The following is a 21991-nucleotide window of genomic DNA, read 5'->3' as shown; positions in this document are numbered from 1 at the left end:
GGCTCCGATGATCAGAACTTCACGTTAGGGGTCGTGTCAGACGGTTCGGGCATCCAAGGCTTAAAGTCCTGCGGCTTTTGCCAGATGCCTTCAGGAGCTCCGTCGGCCTTTGAGATCTGTACTTGGAAGCCGCGCAGCGTGTAGGTGCCGACCATGTCATTGAAGGGGGCGTCGTTTTTTGTAAGAACATTGACGTTCGATTCCTGCCATCCGCCGGTCTTCGTATTCAGCGTTTCAGGGAACCAGAAGCGCTCCATCCAAACGATGTTCGGGCCGACGCCTTCGGTGACGCGAACTTTGCCGCGGATTCGGCCACGCAAGGACTCCACCCATACCCAGTCGCCTGTTTGGACGCCGTATTGCTTCGCAGTTATCGGGTTAAGCCAGGTTTCCGGAACCGGGTAAATCTCACGCAGATATGGAATGTTTCTGAGCGTGCCGTGGTGGTACATCGGAATGCGGCCGCTAGTGAGAACGAGCGGATACTTCTTGGCGATTTCTCCCGTGGGGCTCTCTGCCGGCTCAAGGTAGTAGGGCAGTGGATCGTAGTCTTGCTTGACTGGCGGCAGCTTCTGCAGCGCATAGGGCTTGCCTGTGCGACCGAGCTCAATAAAGACATCGCCATAAAGTTCAAGCTTCTTCGTAGGTGTACGGAAGCCCTGCGGAAGTCCGGTTTTGGGGTCGATCTTCTTGTATACGTAATATTGGTTCCACTTGTCATAAGGCATGTATTCGACCGGATTGTGCGCAAGGAGATCCTTCCAGGTCATTTTGATGCGCTTCAGACGTCCGTCGAGCAGCTCTTCCATTGTGTCCCAATACGCAAGGTCATCCTTCATGAAGGACGGATCGCAGGCACGTTTGCAGTTCTCGTTGCCAAGTTCCGCGCAGCGCTTGATGAGCTTCGACCAGAACAGCGTTTCGTCCTCGGTCTCCCAGACGTGTGCGACGGCTTGCCGGGCAAATACCATGTTCATACACTCGACGAGCATGTTCGTTTCAAGCCATTCGCGTGCTGGCAGCAGAATGTCTGCGAATTTCGAGAATGAGGTCGGATACATGTACATGTGCACAACGAGATCCATTTTCTCGAGAGCGGGAACCCAAGAGGAAGCGTTCCCGTTAACGCCGAATTTATTGCCCGAACGCTCGAGCCACACTTTAAGCGGATAAGGTTTGCCGGTGAGAATGGCGTTGAGGATGGCTGAAGGCTGCCCGGCATCCCACTGCAACAATCCTTTATGTTCATTCGAACCCAGACGCTTAGTGAGCTGACCTTCGGGGAGCAGATAAGAGCACCGCGTTGCCAGAGAGCCCGCCGGCACGACGTTGCTCGACGGATTGCGCTGCATAAGGGCGCCCGGCCGCTCGACATTGCCCATGAGAGCGTTGAGGATGACTGACCCCATTGCGGCTTGGACGGAGTTTGGCGTTTGGTCAGTAGCCACGCCGAGCGATATGCCTGCGGGGCCATCGGCGTACATCAGAATGGCTTCTTCGATTTTCTTCGGATCAAGCCAACATTCTTTGGCGGTCGCTTCGAGCGTCCAGGGAGCACATCTTTCACGCAGCGCATTGAAGCCCGTGCGGTACTTCACGCCCGCCCATTCAAATTCGCCGTCAAGCACAGGATCCAAAGCATCATCCCACGGGTACTTGATTGGCTTGGGAGAATTGGTTTTTGCATCCCATACAACGAAGGTTTTGGCGTCACCTGCAGCATCAAGGTCTGAGGCACGAACAAGACGCTTCGTTTCTGCATTGACAAGATAAGGCAGGTTCGTCCACTTCATGACGAACTCATGATCGTAGAGATCCTTCTCAATGATGTAGCGGGTCCAGCCAAGCATGAGCGCAACATCCGTACCGGGGCGGATCGGCAGCCAAATATCAGCTTTGGCTGCATCGGGCTGAAATCTTGGGTCAATTGAAATCGTACGCACGCCTTTAGCACGCAGTTCGACCAATGCTCGGCCGCCGCCGGCCGTGCAGCTGTAGGAGGCGTCTGTACCCCAGAGGACGAGCGTTTTAATCGCTGAGTTCGGGTTGTAGATTTCGCGTGCAGATTCGTCCGCAATCGAGGTTGAAGGGCCGCCGTACATCATGTCGTAGGCGAGCGTTCGCGGGAGATAACACTGCGCGCACCCTGGTTCGTACCAGTTTGGTGTTCCAAAGGCGTTGCAAAAGCGTGGAATGCCGCGGAATGCAGGATTGCCGCCGCCGCCAGTGGTGACGAGCACGGCTTCCGCACCATACTCATGCCGTACGGTTTCCATCTTCTTGGCAATGATGTCAATGGCCTCATTCCACGAAATGCGTCGCCATTTGTTCTCACCGCGCTTGCCGACGCGAAGAAGCGGATATTTATTGCGGTTGGGGTGATAAAGCGCTGAAACGCCCGAAAGCGCTTTTGCGCAAAGTGCACCTTTGCTCATCGGATATTCAGGGTTGCCTTCGAGCTTCACCACGCGCCCATTACGTACATGGGCGAGCACCCCGCAGTTGTGGATGCAAGCGCGGCAGCAGGTCTTGACGATCTTTGTTTCTTCTTCCGCTGCTGCGGCGATAGGCGCTTCAGCGGCCGACGCGGTTGATACGAGCCCGCCCGATAGTGGGTGCGAGAAGACGGCAGCAGCGCCGCTGAGTGCTGTGGCTTCAAGGAAGCTTCGGCGGGAAATCTTGTGCAGTTCCATCATGATTCTCCTGGAACATATGAGACAGATGCGTTTTTTTGAGGCAAACACCACCCATCAGACGGAAAGACAATGCTTCCCGCCGGCTTATCGACTAAGGTCGTGTGTTGATCCGGCGCCTAGGGGTGGTTAGGCGCCTCTTGCTTGCGGGATGCGATGCGTTCGCGTGGTGGTCTCCTTTGTTTGAACGTGCATCAGACGAAGGTCATGTTGTTATCTTGGGGCTGCACTTCAAATCGTTTTTTGGGGTTGCTCTAGTGCTTTCGAACTAGTTTCATCGCAGCGGTTGAGAGTCGCTACGCAGAAAATGAAACCTATGTTGTGAATTAAGCAACTTAAAATGAGAACCAATCTCAAATAATGTAATATTGTTGAAAACCAATAAGATAAATGGGCACGAAAGCGGTGAGATGCGAATGGGCACATCAGAAGGCAAGATGCGGAATTACCCGAGCTCAAAACAAGGTGAAGTCACTGTTGGGATCTTGTATTTCGGGTTGAATTCAAGCGTGTGTATTGAATACTTAAATCGGCGTGATTGATGAAATCTGCTTAACGCGGAGAGCTTGAAATGCCGACGGGGTTTGAGGGTGGCATCAGCGTGATTTTTTCGGTATAAAGCACTCCTACCTTTTTACTGCTCTGGTTCAAAAAGGCGCATGGTTATAAGACTTCTCAAATTCAAACGGAGGGCAATCATGCGGCTGCAGCACCGCCTGTGCGGGCAACGGACTTGAGCGCATAACCAAGGGAAGAACACCGCAAATGGCCAAAAAAGTTCTCACTGCTGAAGAAATTCTCAAGATGCCTGATGACGACTACATGAACGCTCAGCAGCTTGAGTTTTTCCGCCGCCGTCTGACCGACTTGGAGAAGGAACTTCGCGCCAATGCCGATCAGACAACCGTGAATCTGCGTGAAACGACTGTTGTGCCCGATCCTGCTGACCGCGCAACGATTGAGGAGGAGCATGCACTCGAACTGCGCACGCGTGACCGTGAACGCAAGCTGTTGAAGAAGGTGCAGGCGGCCATCAAGCGCATTGATGATGGCGACTACGGATACTGCGAAGAAACGGGGGATCCTATTGGTGTGGCTCGTTTGATGGCTCGGCCGACGGCAACACTTTCGCTCGAAGCTCAGCAGCGTCGTGAACTTAAACAGAAGATGTACGGGGATTGATGCATCATGACGGTGCAGCGCCCGCAAGTAGGACGCGCTCCGCAATTGACATGGGCGGCACGGAACCCGGAGGAGGGAGTCGTGCCGTTTTTGCTTTCTGGAAAGCAGCTCCATGGCTCTGCCGGACGCAAGGTTTGGCTTCTTGATTTCGACGATACGCTTTTTGCTTCTTCTGCGGGTCTGCTCCATGAAGTGCACCTGCGCATGAATGCCTTCATGACGGAGCGCATGGGGATGAGTGAAGAAGAGGCTAACCGTCTGCGGAGTCATTATTGGCAGACGTACGGCTCAACCTTCATTGGACTCTGGCGCAGACACGGCGTTGATCCTAAGGAGTTTCTGCCTGCGGTGCATGACTTCGATTACGCGCCTTTTGTACAGAATGCACCACAGCTGCGGCGCCTGCTTTCCAAATTGCCGGGGCGTCGAGTGCTGTACTCCAACGGACCACGGCTTTATGTTGAGCGTTTGCTTCCAGCTTTAGGGTTGAGGCATTTTTTTCACGCTATCGTGAGCAGCACCGATATGCGGCTTTTCGGTGACTGGCGCCCAAAACCTAATGTCTCAATGTTGCGAGCGGTATGTGCTCGCTTGAAAACAAGGCCTGCCGATGCGGTGTTGGTTGATGACTCCCTCATGAATCTCAAGGCCGGAAAAGCGGCTGGACTTGCCACAGTCTGGTGCGTGGGATTGCGCAGGAAGCATGCAGGACTGCTTCTCCCTGCCGGAACACCAGCCAAACTGCCGGAAGTTGACTTAGTTGTGCGAAATGTTGAGGAACTTGTGCGGCGTGCGCACCTCCTTTGAACTTGGAGAGATTTGAATGACTGTTCTAAAGTGTCTCTGGCGAGTGCTGGATTTTTGCCGACGCCTTGTTTTGAATTTGATTTTTTTGGGAGTGTTGGCAGCTGCTGCGCTGATTTGGTTGTTTGCTCGTCCGAACACGCCAGCAGTGGAACCCGGAACTTTACTGGTGCTTGATTTGGACGGCACAGTCGTCGAATCAGATCCACTGCGCTCGATTTCCGCTGACTTAAAGTCCTTGATGAAGAGCCGTGGCGCATCAACGCGCTTAATCGACGTTACGGAGGCTCTTCGTTTCGCCGGTTCGGATGAGCGGATTGCGGGCGTTATTATCAAGGTTGACGGACTCACTAAACTTGGTCTTGCTAGCGCCCGCACGATTGGCAGTGCTATCGAAGACTACAAGACTGCCTCTGGCAAACCGGTATTTTCCTGGGCTTCCGGGTACACGCAAGCACAGTATGCGGCTGCTGCACATGCCGATGTGGTGGCGCTTCATCCGATGGGCTCTGTCATGGTGAAGGGACTTTCCGGAACTACTCTTTATTGGGGCGGATTTTTGGAAAAACTCGGCATTGGAGTGTCCGTCTTTAAAGCGGGCGCCTTCAAAAGTGCTCCTGAGGCTTACAGTCTGCGCGCACCGACCACAGACAATCTCATCGCTCAAGAGGGTTACTTGTCTGAAGCCTGGAAAGTTTTTGCTTCTGACCTTGAAGATGCCCGCGGTTTAATTCCGGGATCAGTGGATACGTATCTGAAGGGGCTGTCCGAGAGGCTCAATGCAGGGGAAAGTCCTGCTGAAGCAGCGAAGGCAGCAGGACTTATTACCGATTTGATGGCTCGCGAAGCATTTGATGAAACGCTTGCCAAACAGTTTGGCGGCGGTAATCTGAAGAACGTGAAGACAGTGAACTTCGGGGCATACCTTGCTGAAACGGCGCGTAGCCGCAGTGCGGCGCAGCCGGGAGCCGTTGCAGTTGTGCTCGCAGAAGGGGCGATCTCTTCAACGGGTGCCACTGGAATTGATGCCGAGGAATTGGTGCAGCGCATTGAGCGAGCCGCATCCGCTCCCTCAACCAAAGCACTGGTGCTGCGAATTTCGAGCCCGGGTGGTGACGCGTTGGCAGCTGAGGCGATTCGTGAAAAACTTGCGGCTGTCCGAACAAAAGGCCTTCCCGTCATCGTCAGTATGGGAAATGCGGCTGCTTCTGGCGGCTATTGGATTAGCCTGGCCGCAGATCGAATTGTGGCGGATCCCTTGACGCTCACCGGATCGATCGGCGTTTTCAGCATTGTGCCGGATGCCGCTGCAGCACTCGAGAAGCTTGAACTTGGTATTGGTGGCTTCCGAACCAGTGATTTTGCTGATTTTGGCAGCCCGTTACATAAACCTAATGCTGCAGAAGCAGCATTGCTGCGTGCTGGCGTGATGCGCACTTATGCGCGTTTCAAGGATTTGACGGCCCAAAGCCGAAAGAAAACGCCCGAAGCGGTTGAGGCGCTGGCTCAGGGACGCATTTGGATGGGAACGCAGGCAGCGCAAAATGGGCTTGTGGATAAGCTCGGTGATCTCAATGATGCTGTCAAACTTGCCCGTCAGGTTGCGGGATTGAAGACCAACGAGCCTATTCGTATCTATGATGTTGAAGCCGACGCAATGACGAGCATGTTGTCGGGCTTGATGGGTGAGGCAATGCTTAAAGTGTTCGTGCAGCTGCCGATCACTGATTTTTTGCAGTTAAGGAATATACCCATTCGAGATGCCGAAGCGGCGTTGCTGTCAAGCGGCCGTACATTGGCGTGGTCACCGGCAGGGCTTGATCTTTAACCCGTTATCGTTTGCAGTAAAGGCGAGGTCCTGAAGGACTAAATATAAAAGTTCAGTAAACCATACACATCATCCGACGATGCCATTGCTGCAGGTAGAGAGCAAAGCATAAGCATTGATCTCTACCTGATTGGAGTTGTGAAGGTTTCAGCAAGCAGTGCCGCCGCAACATGGACAGCCTTTTAGACGGCTATAGCGCATCTCATGCATGTCCATATTGAGAAGATCGACAAACAACATGCGTCGAGTTAGAGGGCGGCCAATACCGGCGGCAAGTTTCAGCGCTTCAGTAGCCTGTAGCAGTCCGATAGTGCCAGTAAGTCCCGAGAAGACCCCAAGCGTCGAGGCCTTTTCGTCATTTGCTGCGTCATCTTCTTCAAAGAGGCATCTGTAGCAGGGAGAGTCTGGATCACGAAAGTCAAAAACCGTGACCTGCCCGGAAAGCTTTACGGCTGCAGCGAAAACAAGCGGTTTCTTTTCGATGAAGCAGGCGCGATTGGCTAACTGCCGAGTGGCCAGATTGTCGGAGCAGTCGAGGACAATATCGTGTTCTCGTACGAGTGTGCGCAGTTCCTCCACATCTGCCATTCGGTGTGGAACGGCCCGAATGTCAAGCACTGGATTCCATCGCAGTAATTCCTGAGCAGCATTTTGGGCCTTATTTAGACCGATAGAGGAGCCGTCATGGAGAATCTGACGAGAAAGGTTGTTTTCGGACACTTCGTCAGGATCAACAACGGTGATGTGTGAAGCGCCGGAGGAGGCCAGGTAAAGGAGCGCCGGAGAGCCGAGTCCGCCCGCTCCGATCACTAAGAATCGCGTTTTGAGAATGCGCTTCTCACCGTCTTCGCCCAATTCCTTGATTCGCATCTGGCGGGATAGACGTTCGCGCAGCGCGGCAAAACGTTCTTGATCGTTCATATTTGTGGTCCCAAAAAAAGGCGGACGATCCTTCAAAAAGCATCGAAGGATGCGGCCGCCGGTTGAGGTGGGCGCGTTATTTATTCGCTCTTCTTTTGAGTCTCGGTGGGTTTGTTGTCCGATGTATTCTCTTTGGCCTTCTTTGCTTCGGCCTCGGCTTGCGCCTTAGCTTTTGCCGCATCTTCGGCGCGCAGCTTCTTCGCAACCGAAATCGGCTGACCGCGCAGACGGGAGGTTTCAACTTTTTCCCCCTTCAGATGAGCAATGGCTTGCTTAAGCTGCCAGTCTTTGTCATCACCGAAAAGGTAAACCCAATCTGGCGTCTTGGCTTCATCGTTGTCGTCATAAGGGAGCGCTTCGGCCTCAGCCTTTTTATCCTTGTCGGACTTTTTGGCGTCCTGCTGATTGGCAAGGTGGTGAGCCAGATCTGCCTCACGAACCTGGAAGGTCGGGAAGTTGCCTTTGGGCGTGTCGTCCACATAGAAGTCGGGTTCAATACCGCGGGCTTGAATCGAACGCCCCGACGGCGTGTAGTAACGCGCCGTAGTGAGTTTTACGCCGACAGTCTTTTCACCGAAGGTCATAGGCAAAATGGTTTGCACAGATCCCTTGCCAAAAGAGCGGTCGCCCAAAAGAACAGCGCGCTTGTGATCCTGCAGTGCACCGGCCACAATTTCGGATGCAGAGGCTGACGAAGAGTTAATCAGTACGACGAGCGGCACTGTTTTCGCTGCCGGGGTGAGCTCCGCAAGCGCTTTGGCCGCATTGCCCGAACGATAATCTTTTTCTACAGCTTTAAAAGCATAGTCGGACTGAGGTGTACGTCCCTTGATCGATACAACATCGCTTTTTCCCGGCAAAAATGCGGCGGAAACGCCGATCGCCGCCTGAAGCAGGCCGCCCGGATCATTACGCAGATCAAGAATAAGACCTTTCAAGTGTCCGGATTTCTCAAGCTTGTTGATGTTGGCAGCGAGATCTTCTGCCGTACGCTCTTGGAATTGCGAGATGCGGATGTAGCCGAAGCCGTCTGCAAGCTCTTTCATACGCACGGACTGCGTTTTGATGGTTGCGCGCTCAATTGTGAAGGAGAGCGGCTTCATTTCACCCTTACGAGCAATTTCAAGACGAATTTTTGTTTTCGGCTCACCGCGCATACGCTTCACGGCTTCTTCGAGCGTCAAGTCGGCAGTGGCTTCGCCGTCAAGCTTCGTAATGATGTCGCCGGCGCGAATGCCTGCTCTCGCGGCAGGGGTATCGTCGATCGGAGAGATCACGCGTACGCCGGAGACATCTTTAGTGACTTCAATGCCGAGGCCGCCGAAACTCCCATGTGTCGCTTCACTCATGTCTTCAAAGCCTTCTGGGTCAAGGAAGCTTGAGTGTGGATCAAGACCGCTGACCATGCCTTCAACGGCGAGCTCAAGAAGCTCCTTGTCGGAGACCTCGTCAACGTAGTAGTCCTTCACGGCGTTAAAGACGCTCGTGAACTGACGCACTTCCATCAGCGGGAGTTTGGTTTCAGCTTGCTTGTCGGCATAGACCTGCATGCCGGTAGTGGCAAGAGCGCCGGCCAGAGCGCCGGCGACGAAAAGAGAAAGAAGACGGAGCTTCATTGGTATATGTTCAATAAAAACGGTCGAGGGGAAATCCCGGGGGTGCCGCAAAAGTTTTTGTATTTTCGCTTATTTGGCGAGCCACGGCTGTGGGTTGATGGGTTTGCCCTTGTAACGTATCTCAAAATAGAGTCCGGGTTCATCGCTCGCACCAGATGTGCCAACGGTGGAAATGGTTTCGCCTGCGGTGACCTTGTCACCGACATTCTTTAAGACAGATTCGTTGTTTGCGTAGACAGACATGTAGGTGCCGCCATGATCAATGATGAGCAGGTTGCCGTAGCCGCGAAGCCAGTCCGAAAATACAACTCGTCCAGCCGCACAGGCAGAAACTTCGGCACCTTCTGGAGCACTAAAAAGAATACCTTGCCAAACGGCTGATCCTGTACGACGACTGCCGAAGCCAGCAGCGACTCGACCCGATACCGGGCGGATAAGACGTCCCTTTGATTGTGCAAAAGAGCCAGAAGGCAGCGGAGCAATGGGCTTTTGATTCTTTTGGGCAGCCGCCGCGCGTTTGGCCTCTTCTGCGCGAGCGGTAGCTTCTTCTGCTGCGCGCTCGCGTTCGAGTCGTTTGTCGATAGAAGCGACGAGATTTTCCAATCGAGTCTGGTCTTTTTTTAGTTTCTCAATTGCCGCCTGTTGGGTGGCAATCTCGCGGGCCAACTTCTTCACAGCAGATTGACGATCTCGTTTTTCGTCTAGCAGTTTGGCGTGATTTTCTTCCTCTTCGCGTGCAATGCGGGAGAGCTCTGCGCGTCGTGCACGCGTTTCTTTTTCGACAGTGTCGATCTGGGTCTGTTTTTGAGTTAAGGCCTTTGCCGCTTCTTGCTGAGCAAGCGACAGGTAGCGTAACTCCGCTGCCGTGCGGGCGAGTTCATTCGGGTTCCCGCCCTCAATGAGCGACTGCCAACTATGTCGCTGGGCATGTATATATTGCGCACGCATGATCTGCTCGTAGCGGCTGCGGGCTTCTCGGAGGTCTCGCTCCACGCTGCGACCGTCTTGTCTGAGTTCGGAGAGCCGCTGCTCGACAGTACTGCGTTCCGTTTTAAGGGTACGCAGGCGCCGGTTTGCTTCGGAGATGGACTGGTCGGCTTTCTTCAGGTCATTTTCGGCCGCTTCGTTTTCCGCCTCACGAGCAGAGAGTTTTTTTTCAAGTTCGGAGAGCTTTTCATCAACCGAGGCTTTGCGATTTTCGGCCTGTACCTTTTGCTTGGCCGTGGCGTCAGACTTGAGCGCAGCAGAAGTTTCTGCAGGCGCAAAAACACTGAGCAGCGCCAGACAGAGCACAAGCGAGAGCAGACGAAAGAATGACATGGGCAAGCGCATGGAGTGGTTTGCGCGGAAGTCCGGAGGCAAAAGTATGGAAGAGATGCGGGGTCGATGGTCGCCGCAACCTATAATCCTACCTTCTTGGGAATTTTTTCCAATCGATTTTTCATAGTCCCATGTCTCAATTCATTGTTCAAAACGCGCTTCTCATCATCATTGCCGTCATCGCAGCCGTGTCGCTTGCCATGCCGCTTATCAATACTCGCCGCTTTGGCCCGATGGTGTCGTCTGAGCAAGCCGTCTCCTTGATTAACAAGCAGAACGCACTTGTGGTTGATGTTCGAGCTCAGAAAGATTTCAAACGCGTGCGCATCGCCAATTCGGTGAATATTCCCGCCAATGAGATTCAGAACCGTCTGGGCGAGCTCTCAAAGGACCGTACGATTATTGTCGTCGACAACTCGGGGAATATGTCTGCAGCAGCATCAAAGCTTCTGCGCGGCGTGGGCTTTACTAAGGTTTACGTGCTTGACAGCGGTCTCGTTGGCTGGATGCGCGACAAGCTGCCCCTTGAATCCTGAGGATTCGTCCCCATATATAAAGATACTGGTGTGCGCAGCTCACTGGTACTGAATTTTTGAACGCTCGGAAGAAACATAGTGCCGACCGGGCGCCGCCACTTTTAGAAAGGACACTTCAAAATGGCCGAAAACGAAAACGTGCAGAATCCCGAAGCGCAGCAGCCGCAGGCTCAGCCCGAACAGGATGATCAGCCGGTCTTCCAGTTGCAGCGCTGCTACTTGAAGGACGCTTCTCTCGAGATGCCGCACGCACCGGATATTCTGCTGACTCCTCAGGAATCGGCTCCGCAGGTCGATATCCAGTTCGAAGTGAGCCAGCGCCTCGTTCAGGCTGATCTCTACGACATTACCGTGCGCGGCACGATTACGGTTAAGGCTCCGGAGGATAAAGTGATTATCCTGGCCGAAGGCCGTCAGTCCGGTATCTTCTCGATTCACGGAATCCCTGCTGAACCGCTGCAGCACGTCACTAATGTGCTCTGCCCGTCGATGGTTTATCCCTATCTTCGTGCCAATCTGGCGGATCTGATGACCCGTGCAGGCGTTCCGCCGGTTCATCTCCCGGAGGTGAACTTCGAGGTGCTCTATCAGCAGCGTCTCGCTCAGGCTCAGGCCGAAGCGCATGCTGCTGCTGAGAAGCAGGGTGACGCTGCGCAGAATTAATTCACATCTGCGCTGCACCAAAAGAACGGTCGGCCCCATCATATTAGGGACGACCGTTTTTTTCTGACGGAACGCTACGCTATACCTCTATAGTGGAGCAACCTTCGGCCATTGACTGAGTAGACCCTGGTCGAACGTATGGGTGGAAAAGCCGTATCCTGCGGCTAGAATGGACGTTAATAAGTAGAGGGCTTCCTCCGGCTGACGGATGAAGCATGTGGAGGGAACCAAATAATGATTCGTATTCTGCTGATTGACGACCACACGCTTTTCCGCAGCGGGGTTAAGGCACTTCTGCAGCGTCAGCCTGATTTTGAGGTTGTCGGCGAAGCCAGCGATGGCCTGGAGGGCGTGAAACTCGTCGAGCAGGTTGAGGCAGATGTCGTGCTTCTCGATTTGGATATGCCAAGCATGAATGGCCGTGAGGCGCTCGAGCAGATTCGTGAAACACATCCGAATCTTGCTGTGCTGATGCTCACGGTTAGCGAAGACTGTGAAGCACTCGGCGAATGTCTGAAGCTAGGTGCTCGTGGGTATCTTCTTAAGAAGATTGATCAGGATTTTCTGCTGCGCTCGATCCGCGCGGCTTATAACGGCGACAGCGTGATTTCCCCGCAAATGATGACAAAGTTTGTCAACCGTCTGTCGGAGCCGCCGGAAGCTGCTCGCACTCGTCAGGCACAAGGGACGGATCCGACTGTTTTGACTCGTCGGGAACGGCAGACTTTGGCCTGGCTTGCTCGCGGAGTTTCCAATAAGGAGATTGCACGTGCACTGAATCTTGCTGAGTCGACCGTCAAAGTTCACGTGCAGAGTATTTTGCGAAAGCTCAATCTTTCATCCCGTGTGCAGGCCGCGATCTATGCGATCGAGCACAAGATAGACAAAGAGCTCTAATGGGAGCTAGGGATGGAGGCGCTCTAAATCATTTTTCGAGCGCCTTTATCTTTGTCCTTGATGATAAATGACGGTCAGCAGCCACCAGCATAGTTCTGTTGCCGCCAGGCTTCAAAAACAGTCACTGCAACGGCATTGGAGAGGTTGAGCGAGCGGTTGTCCGGGCGCATTGGCAGTCGAATACGGTTTTGTGCACTGAACGCGCTGCGGATGTCATCAGGAAGGCCGGAGCCTTCAGCGCCGAAAATGAACCAGTCGCCCGGTATGAATTTCAGCTGCGAAAAGACGGTTGACCCTTTCGTCGTCATCGCGAACATACGTTCCGGGTTGGGGTGCTCAGCAGCTAGAAACGCTTCCCAATTGTCATGGATTTTGAGTGTTGCATATTCCCAGTAATCTAGACCGGCGCGTTTCATGTGTTTGTCTTCGAGTGAAAATCCCAACGGTCGGATGAGGTGCAGCGAAGCGCCCGTATTGGCACAAAGACGGATGACATTGCCGGTATTGGGCGGAATTTCAGGGTGAACGAGTACAACGTTAAACATGACGGAGAGCGGGAAAACGAAAGCCGCCGCATGATGCGGCGGGATATAAGTGTATTCGTTGTGCGTCTGCTGGTCAGAATGGATCTTGACCTGCGAGCTTTTCTCCCATTTTTTTGATGGCAAGCTTTTCAATCTGACGCACGCGTTCTGCAGAAACGCCAAGTTCGTGCGCAAGCGCCTGCAGTGTTACCGGTTTTGCAGTGCCGTCGGCGTCAACGGTGAGGTAGCGTGCTTCAATGACTCGGCGGCTGCGGGGGTCCAGTGCGGCTAAGGCCGTCTGCAGCCCTTCGCCTTCGAGGTGCTGGCGGTCTTCAGCTTCGAGTATGGCTTCGGGTTGATCGCTTGTGCGGGTAAGCCAGTCCGAAGGTGAGAAGCGGTCATCATCGTCAGAATCTGCCGGTCCATCAATGCTCGTTTCTTGCCCATACATGCGCTCTTCCATATCGAGGACCTCTTTGGGTTTGACATCCAATGTGAGCGCGATACGTTGGGCTTCCTGATTGGTGAGTGCTGCTTGGCTGTCTTCTTTCAGTTGTCGGAGATTGAAGAAAAGTTTTCGCTGATTCTTCGTAGTGGCGAGCTTGACGATGCGCCAGTTTCGGATGATGTATTCCTGAATTTCAGATCGAATCCAATGGACGGCAAAAGTCATGAGGCGGGCGCCACGATCAGGGTCGTATCGTCGAATGGCTTTCATCAGGCCAATGTTGCCTTCCTGAATGAGATCGGCGTAAGGGAGGCCGTAGCCCAGAAAGCCACGAGCAATGGAGATTACCAAGCGAAGATGGGAGAGCACGAGTTTTTGTGCAGCCTCCAGATCATTTTGATCGCGTAGCTTCAGGGCAAGCGTTTTCTCTTCATCGGCCGTCAGCATTGGCGCGCGTTCCGCGGCGCGAAGGAATGCATCTAAGTCACCCAAAGGCCCTGACGGCGAATAAGGCACAACTGCGGTCGAGCGTTCAGATTTGACGGACGGCAGGTGCGTGGCACGTATTGTGGGTGCAGTTGATTGGCGTATAGCAGGAAGCTGATGGGGATGCTCGGACGATTTTACGGATTTGACTGCATCAAGAGATTGTGTCCTCAGCTCGTCAGAGCCCTCTGGCAATGCATTCAGCTGTGGCTCGTCAGGCGTAGCTGCGTCGTGATCAATAATGAGCGGAGCATCAACCGAGAAGGATGTCATGTGCGGCGGCGGAAGGGAAACGGATCCATCAAACAATAGCATTGAGTTTTAGGGGATAAGGACGTTCTCCCCCAAAGACTTGTAGCAGAGGGTTTCCCAAAGGGCAAAGAGTGAAAAGGGTACAGTTACTGGGCCTTGGCAATGGTTCGCCATGCGCGTAGTGCGGCAAGCGACGATGTGAGGCCGCCGAGCACGGCAGCCGCGGCAACAAAACCTAAACAGAGTTCGAGCGTTGGAAGTGTGAGTGTGACGGAGCCGCCGTAGAGCGCTGCGGCACGGTCAAGGTATGGCTGCAGGAGTTTGATCCCCGCTGCAGAAAGTCCAAGCGCAGCAGCGGCAGCAGTGCCCATCAGCACCATGCCGCGCCAGGCATAAGGGCGAGCGGCGAATCCTGGGGCTGCTCCAATCAGATAGAGCGTGCACATTTCATCTCGCGCAGAGGCGGTCGTCATTCGAACTGCACTTTCAAGAACAAGAATGACAAGAAGTGCTACGACGGTACCGAGACAGGCAAGACCCACCCATGAAGCCTGAGTGACGGCCCGCAGTTTCTCATGCCAGGATGCTTCATAAGGCGCGAAATCGACGCCCGGCAGGGCGGAAATACGTTTTGCGGCGGCAGCGATTTCATCAGCACTGGCTCGATCGTCCAAAACGGCCACAATGATGTCGGGCAACGGGTTGCCTCCGGCTGTCTGAGACGGCAGCCCAAGCTGAGCATTCAATGCCTTAAGTGCTTCATCTTTCCCAATAACTTGGGCACTTGTCACTAAAGGTGCTGCACGGACAGCATTAGCTACCTTGACGGCATCTGCACCTTCCTTAGTGAAAACCGTCAGCTCAACCGATGTTGGAAGACTTCGCAGAGGTTCCGATAGTCCGTAGAAGACTAAGGCAATCCAAAGAGGAATCGTTAGTGCCAGAGCTGAAAGCAAAACAGCAAAGGCATTAGCTCCTGCGTTGCGTTTCAAGCCGCGGAACATCTCTTCGAAAGCCCAGCGGCGGCTGGTGATGAAGCCGGTGAAGAAGCTCATGCCCGAATCTCCGTATCAACAGCCATTGAACCGGGCGTGGAAAGTATGATTTCGCGGAGTTGGGCTCTGGGAACTGTCAGTGCTTTGTGGCTCGCGCAGACAACGGTGACGCCTGCTCGCGCGAAAGTGGCTAGAAGTGCAAGCAGCGCTTCACCATTAACATCGTCCAAATGTGCAACGGGTTCGTCGGCAAGGATGACGACAGGACGATTGACGACCGCACGTGCGAGGAGCGCAAGCTGCCGCTGACCCGCAGACAAACGGGCAGGGAAGGCGTCGGCGTGTTCGGCGAGACCGCATTTCTCCAGCGCTAGAAAACCGCGGCGGCGGGCTTCAGCATAAGACTCTTCTGCAGCTAAGGCCGGGAGCATGACATTTTCATGGACGGTACGGTCATCAAGCAGCCGTCCGTCCTGCATCATGAGCCCCATAGAGCGACGTAGCCACCGGCGTTCCATTTCGTTGAAATGATCGACACGGTCGCCGGCAACGATAACTTCGCCCGAAGTCGGTCGAACAAGCCCTGCGAGGAGTTTCAATACGGTGCTCTTTCCGCTTCCTGTCGGTCCGCGGAGCAGTACGAATTCCCCCCGTCCTACTGTGAGAGAGACGCGGTCGACAACCACGGAGCCGTCAATGATAACGCTCGTGGAATGAAGCTCAAGGAGGGGTTGAGGAACTGCAGGAGCCATTGAAAGTGCTACTCAGAATTTTTCGATCTTAACACTGCGGCCGACGCGATCCCAACAGTCTGACTCTTCCTTCAGGAGGTAGTCAGTGAGCGGATGGGCGTTAAGCCAGACTTCCGCGAGGCGAACAACAAGTTGTTCGTTGCTGCGATGGATAGTCATTATGGGAAGTTCAACATCTTTTCTGGCATGGCAGAAAATAACAGCAAGCCGAATGGCGAGTGCTGCTGCGCGAGAAATAAGGCCAGAAGAAAATGCGCCTTCGAGTTTTTTCAAATTGCCGCGCTGCGAGAGCACGATTGCTGCCATCATGTCTTGTTCACGGCGGCTAAAGCCCGGCATATCGGCATTCTTGATAATGTATTCTCCGTGACGATGGTATCGCGAGGAAGAAATTGACATGCCGCATTCATGTACAAGTGCTGCCCAGCGCAGATATCTCAGCAGTTCGGGTGAAGCGTCAGGACAGAGCTCTCGATAGAAAGCCAGCGTAATGTTGGCGACGCGTTCGGCCTGTTCGCGATCGATCCGAGTCGCGGTCATGAGTCCCTCAATAGCTACATCTCGGGTGTCGCGATTAGAGACGCGGCCGAGGAGATCATAGAGGAGCCCCATGCGCAGAGCGCCTTGAGCGGGGCGCATTTCGCGAATGCCAAGCACACGATAAACGGCAGACAAAACGGCAAGACCGCCAGCGATGACTTCACGGCGGTCTTCTTTGAGGCCGGGAAAGTTCACATCCTTAACGTCACGCATGTCCAGGAGCATTTTGCGCAGTCGCTCAAGGTGCTCAGGCGTCACCTCACCGTCAGTGTTCCAGCCGAGCGCGTGGCAGATGTCACTTACAGCTCCGAACGTGCCTGCTGAACCATAGCACTCATCGTAAGTGCCGCGTCCAAACGTAGTGATAGATTCCTCAAGTTCTGCGGCACAAGCTGTAATCGCGCGATCAAGCGACTTCTGCGTAATTTTGCCTTCACGAAAGAAGCGGATGGACGTGTTGACGCAGCCCATACGGAAACTTTCATAGCGTTGAGCTTCTAATCCCTTCCCGATGATGATTTCAGTACTGGCGCCGCCGATATCGACCACTAGACGCCGTTTATCTGAAAGCGGAAGCGTATGTGCGCATCCCTTGAAGACAAGACGTGCTTCCTCGTGTCCAGAGAGAATATCAATGCGGTAACCAAGCGTTTCTTCGGCTTTTTTTAAAAAATCGGCCGCATTGGTCGCTACGCGCATAGCTTGAGTGCCGACGGCACGAACTTGAGTAGAAGGCAGACCTGCCAGACGCTCATTGAAGCGAGCAAGCGCGGCCAAAGCGCGCGCTTGAATTTCAGGCGTTAAAGCGCCCTTGTCGTCGAACCCACCGGCAAGGCGAACGGTTTCCTTCAAGTAGTTTTGCGTGTGAATACTGTCGCCTTCAAGGCGGCCGATTTCAACGCGGAAGCTGTTGCTGCCAAGATCTACAGCACCCAGAAGCATGATGAATCCTTCAATGAATAGTGATGTGCACTGCCTGCGGCGGCGTTACTTTATTTTGCGTCCAGACCAACCAGCGCATTGGCAAATTCTTCAGCACTGAAAGGCTGCAGGTCTTCGAGTTTTTCGCCTACGCCGATATAGTAAATGGGCAGTCTCCGCTCTCCTCGGGCAGCTGTAATGGCTGCAAGAACGCCGCCTTTGGCCGTGCCATCCAATTTGGTAACGATCAGACCGGTAAGGTGAGCGTAAGTGTCGAACGCGGCCACCTGCGCCAATGCATTTTGGCCGTTTGTACCGTCTACCACGAGAATCACCTCATGCGGCGCACCTTCGAGCGCTTTTTCTTGAGCGCGGCGGATGCGCGAGAGTTCTTCCATCAGATTGGTCTGCGTAGGAAGTCGTCCCGCTGTATCGGCGATAACCACATCCATGCTGCGGGCCCGGCCGGCATTGACGGCATCAAAAACCACCGCTGCCGGATCACCTCCAGTCTGTGCAATAACTTCGACGCGGTTGCGTTCACCCCAGACGGCGAGCTGCTCCCGTGCGGCAGCACGGAAAGTATCACCGGCGGCTAAAAGGACGCTCTTGCCGTTGTCGGCGAAACGTTTGGCAAGTTTACCGATACTAGTCGTTTTACCAGCACCGTTCACACCGCACATCATGATGACGCAAGGCTTTGCTTGATCAACGTTGAGTACGCCTTCAGCAGGTTTGAGAATGGTGACCAGCTCATCACGCAGCGCGAGTTTCACCTCTTCCTGAGTCTTCAATCCTTGGAGCTTAATATCGCTGCGAAGGCGCTCTAAGATATGCGTTGTTGTCTCTACGCCGACATCAGCGGAGATCAGCGCAAACTCCAGCTCCTCGAGAAAATCCTCGTCAACGACGCCGCCTGAAAAAAGTCCGACGATATTGACGCGGGTGCGTGAAAGCCCATTTTTCAAACGGGAAAACCAACCCTCAGAAGAACCCAAAGCCATACTTGATGAAGATGTTGAAAAGTCCAAGAAATGCGCGTAAAGACGCTGTGAGCGCAAGTTTAACAACCTCACGCGGTGAGCGAGAGGGTGCAGTGCGCATCGTTGGGGGGCGTTGGCGCCGCACGCCGTTGGCGGTTGCCGACCGCAATGGACTGCGTCCTACTCCGGAGCGAGTGCGCGAGACCGTTTTCGACTGGCTTGGGCATCTTTTAGGCTCCTTTTCGGGCAAAAGCGCGTTGGATCTTTTTGCGGGGTCCGGTGCTTTGGGTTTTGAAGCGCTGTCGCGCGGCATGAAAGCCGCGGACTTTGTTGAGCGCGATAGCCGTCAGGCGGCGCTTTTGAAGCATGCAGCGGCAAAGCTCTCTGAAAAAGAGGCCAATGGCACCCAGATCCGAGTTCATCAGGGAGATGCTTTTCAGTTTCTTGAGGGGGCAGCATCCTATTACGATGTGATTTTCATTGATCCTCCCTATGCACTGAATCTGCAGGACGAAGCGATTGTTGAAGCAGCAAAATGTCTGGGGCCGAATGGCATTCTTTACGTTGAACGTTCGGGTGTCCTGACGTCGCCGGAAGTGCTTGACCAACAAAAACTCGTTCGCTTAAGGAGTATGAGTGCAGGGCAGGTGACTTGCGAACTTTTGGGTTTTGCAGCTGGTTCTCTGGCTGCATTGGCCAAAGTCAAGAAGCCGCTTCGCGGTAAAGCGGCGAAGATTGCCGCTAAGCAGGCACAGAAGGCGGCTCAAGGTTAAATTCAACGCTCTTATTGCTTCTTTAACGTCTGATCAGCTCTGGCTGATGCACGGACAGGACTAGAGAATTCCTCACAATGCTCAATGCTGTTTATCCTGGAACGTTCGATCCCCTGACAAACGGTCATCTCGATCTGATTGCCCGCGCCTCACGTATCTTTCCTAAGGTTTATGTGGGAGTGGCGACAAGTGCCGGCAAGCATCCGCTTCTCTCGCTTGAAGAACGCCTTTACTGTGCCCGGTTGGTGTGTGCTGACTTTGCCAATGTTGAGCCGCTTCCCGTTACGGGATTGCTTAAGGATTTCGTGATGTCGCACGATGTGGGTGTTATTGTGCGCGGAGCACGTGCCGTAAGTGACTTCGAATATGAGTTTCAGATGGCGGGCATGAATCGGCAGCTGATGCCAGAGGTTGAGACAGTATTCATGACACCGTCACTGCAAAATCAGTTCGTGAGCGGTACGTTTGTGCGTGAAATTGCTCGTCTTGGCGGTGATGAAGCGGCGGCTTTCGTTGATCCTCGTATCTGGCCGACACTGCAGTCGGCGGCCAGACGCAACCCAATGTAACACCTGACCGCAAACAACGAACTAAAGCAAGTTTTTAGGCTCGGCGGCACTCGAGTCAGATGCTCTGCTTCGAGGATCTGTCCGCGTCAGTTGGTTGCCTAGGCGCTGCGCTCTCATCTGAATCCCAAGGCATCTTCGGCAATGAAGGCAGTTTGGGCATGTCGATTTCCGGGAATTCGATGCCGTTCCAAAAATCTTTCATGGCTCGTTCAAACTTTTGTCCAAGTTTCTTCAGTGTGAATGGCTCATCAGCATGCGCCGCCGCAGCAGGTTGCGCCGCAGCAAACCAGTTGATGATCCATTGAGGAGCGGAACCCGTCTTGAAGATTACTTGCACAGGCAACATGAGTTCCGGCGTTTTGCCCTCGGCGGCAAGTGTCGCTTTAATGTCAATGGTCATCTGCGAATGTGAGGCTTCGCCGGCAAACTCAGCGATCCACGGCAATTCGGCTGAACCGACTCTCGGGGCAAGTGCTTTGCCGGAAATCTTGATGAAGTGTTCAGATTCTGACGTTTTGGTAAGGGCGATGTCAGCAGTCAGTTCACTCAAGCGCGTCCGTGCAGTCTTTGCGACCAATTCTGGAGGGAGTGTTTCGGGCGCTTCATTGATGAGAATCTGACGCGCTTTCTCCAGATCAATGCCAAGCAGTGTGCCTTCGGTTAAGTGGACTTTTCCTTTAGCCTCAGCAACAGTAATGGTGCCTTCGAGCGGATAGAAGGTGCCCTCGAGGTCGAAAGTTCCATCCATCCGCCCCGCAATTGGGGCCGGCACTGCAAAGGCATTTTGTGCATCGGCTCCCTTTAGAGTGCTGTTGATACGCCAAATACCGTCCGGCGTGAGAATGCCGGCAAGCTGTACTGCGCCGTTAAGAAAAGCGGCTTGGCCGCGGGTGAGATTGACGATGCCTGCGGAACGAGTGAGATCCGCCGACACATCGTTAAGAGCAGTGAGCTTTCCTGTTTCGGATAGTTTGAGGGTGCCAATCGTAAAGGCGATTTTGAAGTCTCGTCCGTCTGCTGCGACAAAATGTCCCCAGAGAGGAGAAAGGCTCTCAAGCGTGGCCGCGGATGCCGCTCCCAATGCGATGTTGCCCGATACGGCATTGCCGGACAGCTGAGCGAGATGCAGGCTGACAGTTGTGCCAAAAAATGTGCCTTCGAGGTTGGTTTGCAGTGTATCGGCGGAGAGGTTAAGCGTGCCGGTGAGTCGATTGACAGTAGTGGAGTCGGTTGAGCTCGAGAGGTCAAGCGCAGAGAGCTTAAGTGAACCGTTGGCCCAGGAAAGATCAACACCGGCGGTGCCTGCAAGTGACCAATTACGCTTGGCTGCAGAGAGTTGTCCTCGCGCAGAGGCGTATTCGGCAAAAATGCCGTCGGATGTGATGGATGCCGTTGGTGCCTGAATAGAGAAGGTAGTGCCCTCTCGCAGGGAACCTTCCAGCGCTGGTTTTTCCGCAATCCAAGGCTGGCCCATTGGGGCGCCGGTCAGCCTATTGGCTGAGGCGGATGCTTTTAAGTTCATCGAGCCGGAGATGCCGTCAAAAGTGGCAGCAGGCATCTGCAGCACCAATCCTTTTTGAGCATCAAACGTGAAGACGCCGGTAAATGTCAAGGTGCCAGTAAGGCCGCTGAGCGTCTGTGCGGACCCTTCCGAAATAGGGGCGGCCGAGATGCTCGGTGCCTGAGGGAGCGTTAACGTACCCGCCAGACGCACCGTTCCGCCGGTTTCAGAGAGATTGGAAAATTCGGCATCGAGCGCTGAGAGCATACCTGCGCCAACATGCGGCAGAGCATCAAAACGAATGGATGCCTGAGTGAGTTCGAGTTGGTCGATATTCCAGAGGGCATGTTCGGCAGAGGAGGTTGTGTTCTCAAGCAGCTTCGCGTAGGAGATATCGTTGAGCTCAAGGCGATCAACGGCAACACGGTCGACGCGCGGCGATTGAGCGAAGAGACTCCATGGGGCGAGTTCAATTTCTGCGCTGGCAAATCGGCCGGCATGAGCGCTGTCCTTTGCGCGAATGAGCTCTCCGGCAGGTATACGGAGAATGAGTTTCGGCAAGCGCTTCAATTCCACATCGCCAGAAAGTTCCGCTCGCAGCCCAAGATGTGACTCGAGCATGGCTGCGGCCCGTGCTGTAACGCGTTCAGGAGTGGCGTAGAGCGTGAGGGCGCCGACGAGGGAAAGAACGAGAAGCGAAAGAAAAAGCAGAATGACGATTGTGGTGCGGAGCGTTCGCATGAAGCAGCCTGTGATAGAGAGTCATCAGCGATGTAGTCTGCCACAC

19 protein-coding genes are annotated in these 21991 nt (G+C 54.1%); 8 read left to right on the top strand and 11 right to left on the bottom strand.

Annotation, left to right across the window (positions count from 1 at the left end; translation table 11 throughout):
- Positions 1-11: 11 nt before the first annotated feature.
- Positions 12-2696, bottom strand: a complete 2685-nt coding sequence (locus DES29_RS04260) for a molybdopterin-containing oxidoreductase family protein (RefSeq protein WP_236578871.1) — start codon at positions 2694-2696, stop codon at positions 12-14.
- 762 nt (positions 2697-3458) lie between these two features.
- On the opposite strand from DES29_RS04260, the gene dksA reads away from it, so the two are divergent.
- The 3 genes from dksA (at position 3459) to sppA (ending at position 6507) form a co-directional block, all read left to right on the top strand.
- The gene (dksA, locus tag DES29_RS04255) at positions 3459-3875 is read left to right on the top strand and encodes an RNA polymerase-binding protein DksA (protein ID WP_016475237.1); all 417 of its coding nucleotides are present in this window, start codon (positions 3459-3461) and stop codon (positions 3873-3875) included.
- Positions 3876-3956: 81 nt separating this feature from the next.
- Positions 3957-4682: a pyrimidine 5'-nucleotidase gene (locus DES29_RS04250; RefSeq protein WP_038025264.1), complete on the top strand. Its 726-nt coding sequence runs from the start codon at positions 3957-3959 to the stop codon at positions 4680-4682.
- A gap of 16 nt (positions 4683-4698) precedes the next feature.
- Positions 4699-6507 carry a signal peptide peptidase SppA gene (sppA, locus tag DES29_RS04245; RefSeq protein ID WP_113854497.1) on the top strand — a complete coding sequence of 603 codons (1809 nt, stop codon included), beginning with the start codon at positions 4699-4701 and terminating at the stop codon, positions 6505-6507.
- Positions 6508-6654: 147 nt separating this feature from the next.
- Here the strand turns inward: sppA and DES29_RS04240 are convergent, their stop codons facing one another.
- The 3 genes from DES29_RS04240 to DES29_RS04230 all read right to left on the bottom strand — a co-directional run bounded on the left by DES29_RS04240 (position 6655) and on the right by DES29_RS04230 (position 10364).
- Positions 6655-7428: a HesA/MoeB/ThiF family protein gene (locus DES29_RS04240; protein ID WP_016475234.1), complete on the bottom strand. Its 774-nt coding sequence runs from the start codon at positions 7426-7428 to the stop codon at positions 6655-6657.
- An 80-nt stretch (positions 7429-7508) separates the two neighbouring features.
- On the bottom strand, positions 7509-9044 hold the full coding sequence (locus tag DES29_RS04235) for a S41 family peptidase (RefSeq protein WP_021995115.1): 1536 nt from the start codon (positions 9042-9044) through the stop codon (positions 7509-7511).
- Positions 9045-9113: 69 nt separating this feature from the next.
- Positions 9114-10364, bottom strand: coding sequence for a murein hydrolase activator EnvC family protein (locus DES29_RS04230; RefSeq protein WP_021995114.1), 1251 nt, complete (start codon positions 10362-10364; stop codon positions 9114-9116).
- 131 nt (positions 10365-10495) lie between these two features.
- Between DES29_RS04230 and DES29_RS04225 the strand changes: the two genes are divergently transcribed.
- The 3 genes from DES29_RS04225 (at position 10496) to DES29_RS04215 (ending at position 12460) form a co-directional block, all read left to right on the top strand.
- Positions 10496-10900: a rhodanese-like domain-containing protein gene (locus DES29_RS04225; RefSeq protein ID WP_005429343.1), complete on the top strand. Its 405-nt coding sequence runs from the start codon at positions 10496-10498 to the stop codon at positions 10898-10900.
- A gap of 120 nt (positions 10901-11020) precedes the next feature.
- Entirely contained in the window at positions 11021-11563 is a 543-nt protein-coding gene (gene secB / locus DES29_RS04220; RefSeq protein ID WP_005429346.1) for a protein-export chaperone SecB, read from the top strand.
- Between the two features lie 234 nt (positions 11564-11797).
- Positions 11798-12460: a response regulator gene (locus DES29_RS04215; RefSeq protein WP_005429348.1), complete on the top strand. Its 663-nt coding sequence runs from the start codon at positions 11798-11800 to the stop codon at positions 12458-12460.
- 74 nt (positions 12461-12534) lie between these two features.
- On the opposite strand, the gene trmL is transcribed toward DES29_RS04215, so the two are convergent.
- The 6 genes from trmL to ftsY form a co-directional block, all read right to left on the bottom strand.
- Positions 12535-13005: a tRNA (uridine(34)/cytosine(34)/5-carboxymethylaminomethyluridine(34)-2'-O)-methyltransferase TrmL gene (gene trmL / locus DES29_RS04210; RefSeq protein WP_005429350.1), complete on the bottom strand. Its 471-nt coding sequence runs from the start codon at positions 13003-13005 to the stop codon at positions 12535-12537.
- Between the two features lie 73 nt (positions 13006-13078).
- Entirely contained in the window at positions 13079-13984 is a 906-nt protein-coding gene (rpoH, locus tag DES29_RS04205; RefSeq protein WP_113854500.1) for an RNA polymerase sigma factor RpoH, read from the bottom strand.
- Between the two features lie 332 nt (positions 13985-14316).
- The gene (locus DES29_RS04200; RefSeq protein ID WP_005429352.1) at positions 14317-15225 is read right to left on the bottom strand and encodes a cell division protein FtsX; all 909 of its coding nucleotides are present in this window, start codon (positions 15223-15225) and stop codon (positions 14317-14319) included.
- Positions 15222-15917: a cell division ATP-binding protein FtsE gene (locus tag DES29_RS04195; RefSeq protein ID WP_005429353.1), complete on the bottom strand. Its 696-nt coding sequence runs from the start codon at positions 15915-15917 to the stop codon at positions 15222-15224. The genes DES29_RS04200 and DES29_RS04195 overlap by 4 nt, the downstream gene beginning before the upstream one ends.
- Positions 15918-15929: 12 nt before the next feature.
- Positions 15930-17399, bottom strand: a complete 1470-nt coding sequence (locus DES29_RS04190) for a Ppx/GppA phosphatase family protein (protein ID WP_016475230.1) — start codon at positions 17397-17399, stop codon at positions 15930-15932.
- 50 nt (positions 17400-17449) lie between these two features.
- Positions 17450-18382 (bottom strand): signal recognition particle-docking protein FtsY, encoded by a 933-nt coding sequence (gene ftsY, locus DES29_RS04185; protein WP_016475229.1) that lies wholly within the window; start codon positions 18380-18382, stop codon positions 17450-17452.
- 47 nt (positions 18383-18429) lie between these two features.
- On the opposite strand from ftsY, the gene rsmD reads away from it, so the two are divergent.
- On the top strand, positions 18430-19134 hold the full coding sequence (gene rsmD / locus DES29_RS04180; protein ID WP_236578873.1) for a 16S rRNA (guanine(966)-N(2))-methyltransferase RsmD: 705 nt from the start codon (positions 18430-18432) through the stop codon (positions 19132-19134).
- 77 nt (positions 19135-19211) lie between these two features.
- Positions 19212-19703: a pantetheine-phosphate adenylyltransferase gene (gene coaD / locus DES29_RS04175; RefSeq protein ID WP_005429366.1), complete on the top strand. Its 492-nt coding sequence runs from the start codon at positions 19212-19214 to the stop codon at positions 19701-19703.
- Positions 19704-19758: 55 nt separating this feature from the next.
- Here coaD and DES29_RS04170 read toward each other — a convergent pair whose 3' ends face one another.
- Positions 19759-21945 carry an AsmA family protein gene (locus tag DES29_RS04170; protein WP_021995110.1) on the bottom strand — a complete coding sequence of 729 codons (2187 nt, stop codon included), beginning with the start codon at positions 21943-21945 and terminating at the stop codon, positions 19759-19761.
- Positions 21946-21991 lie beyond the last annotated feature (46 nt).

This window comes from Sutterella wadsworthensis (assembly GCF_003315195.1).
Taxonomy (GTDB): Bacteria; Pseudomonadota; Gammaproteobacteria; order Burkholderiales; family Burkholderiaceae_F; genus Sutterella; species Sutterella wadsworthensis.
This window is presented reverse-complemented; position numbering and strand designations above follow the sequence as displayed.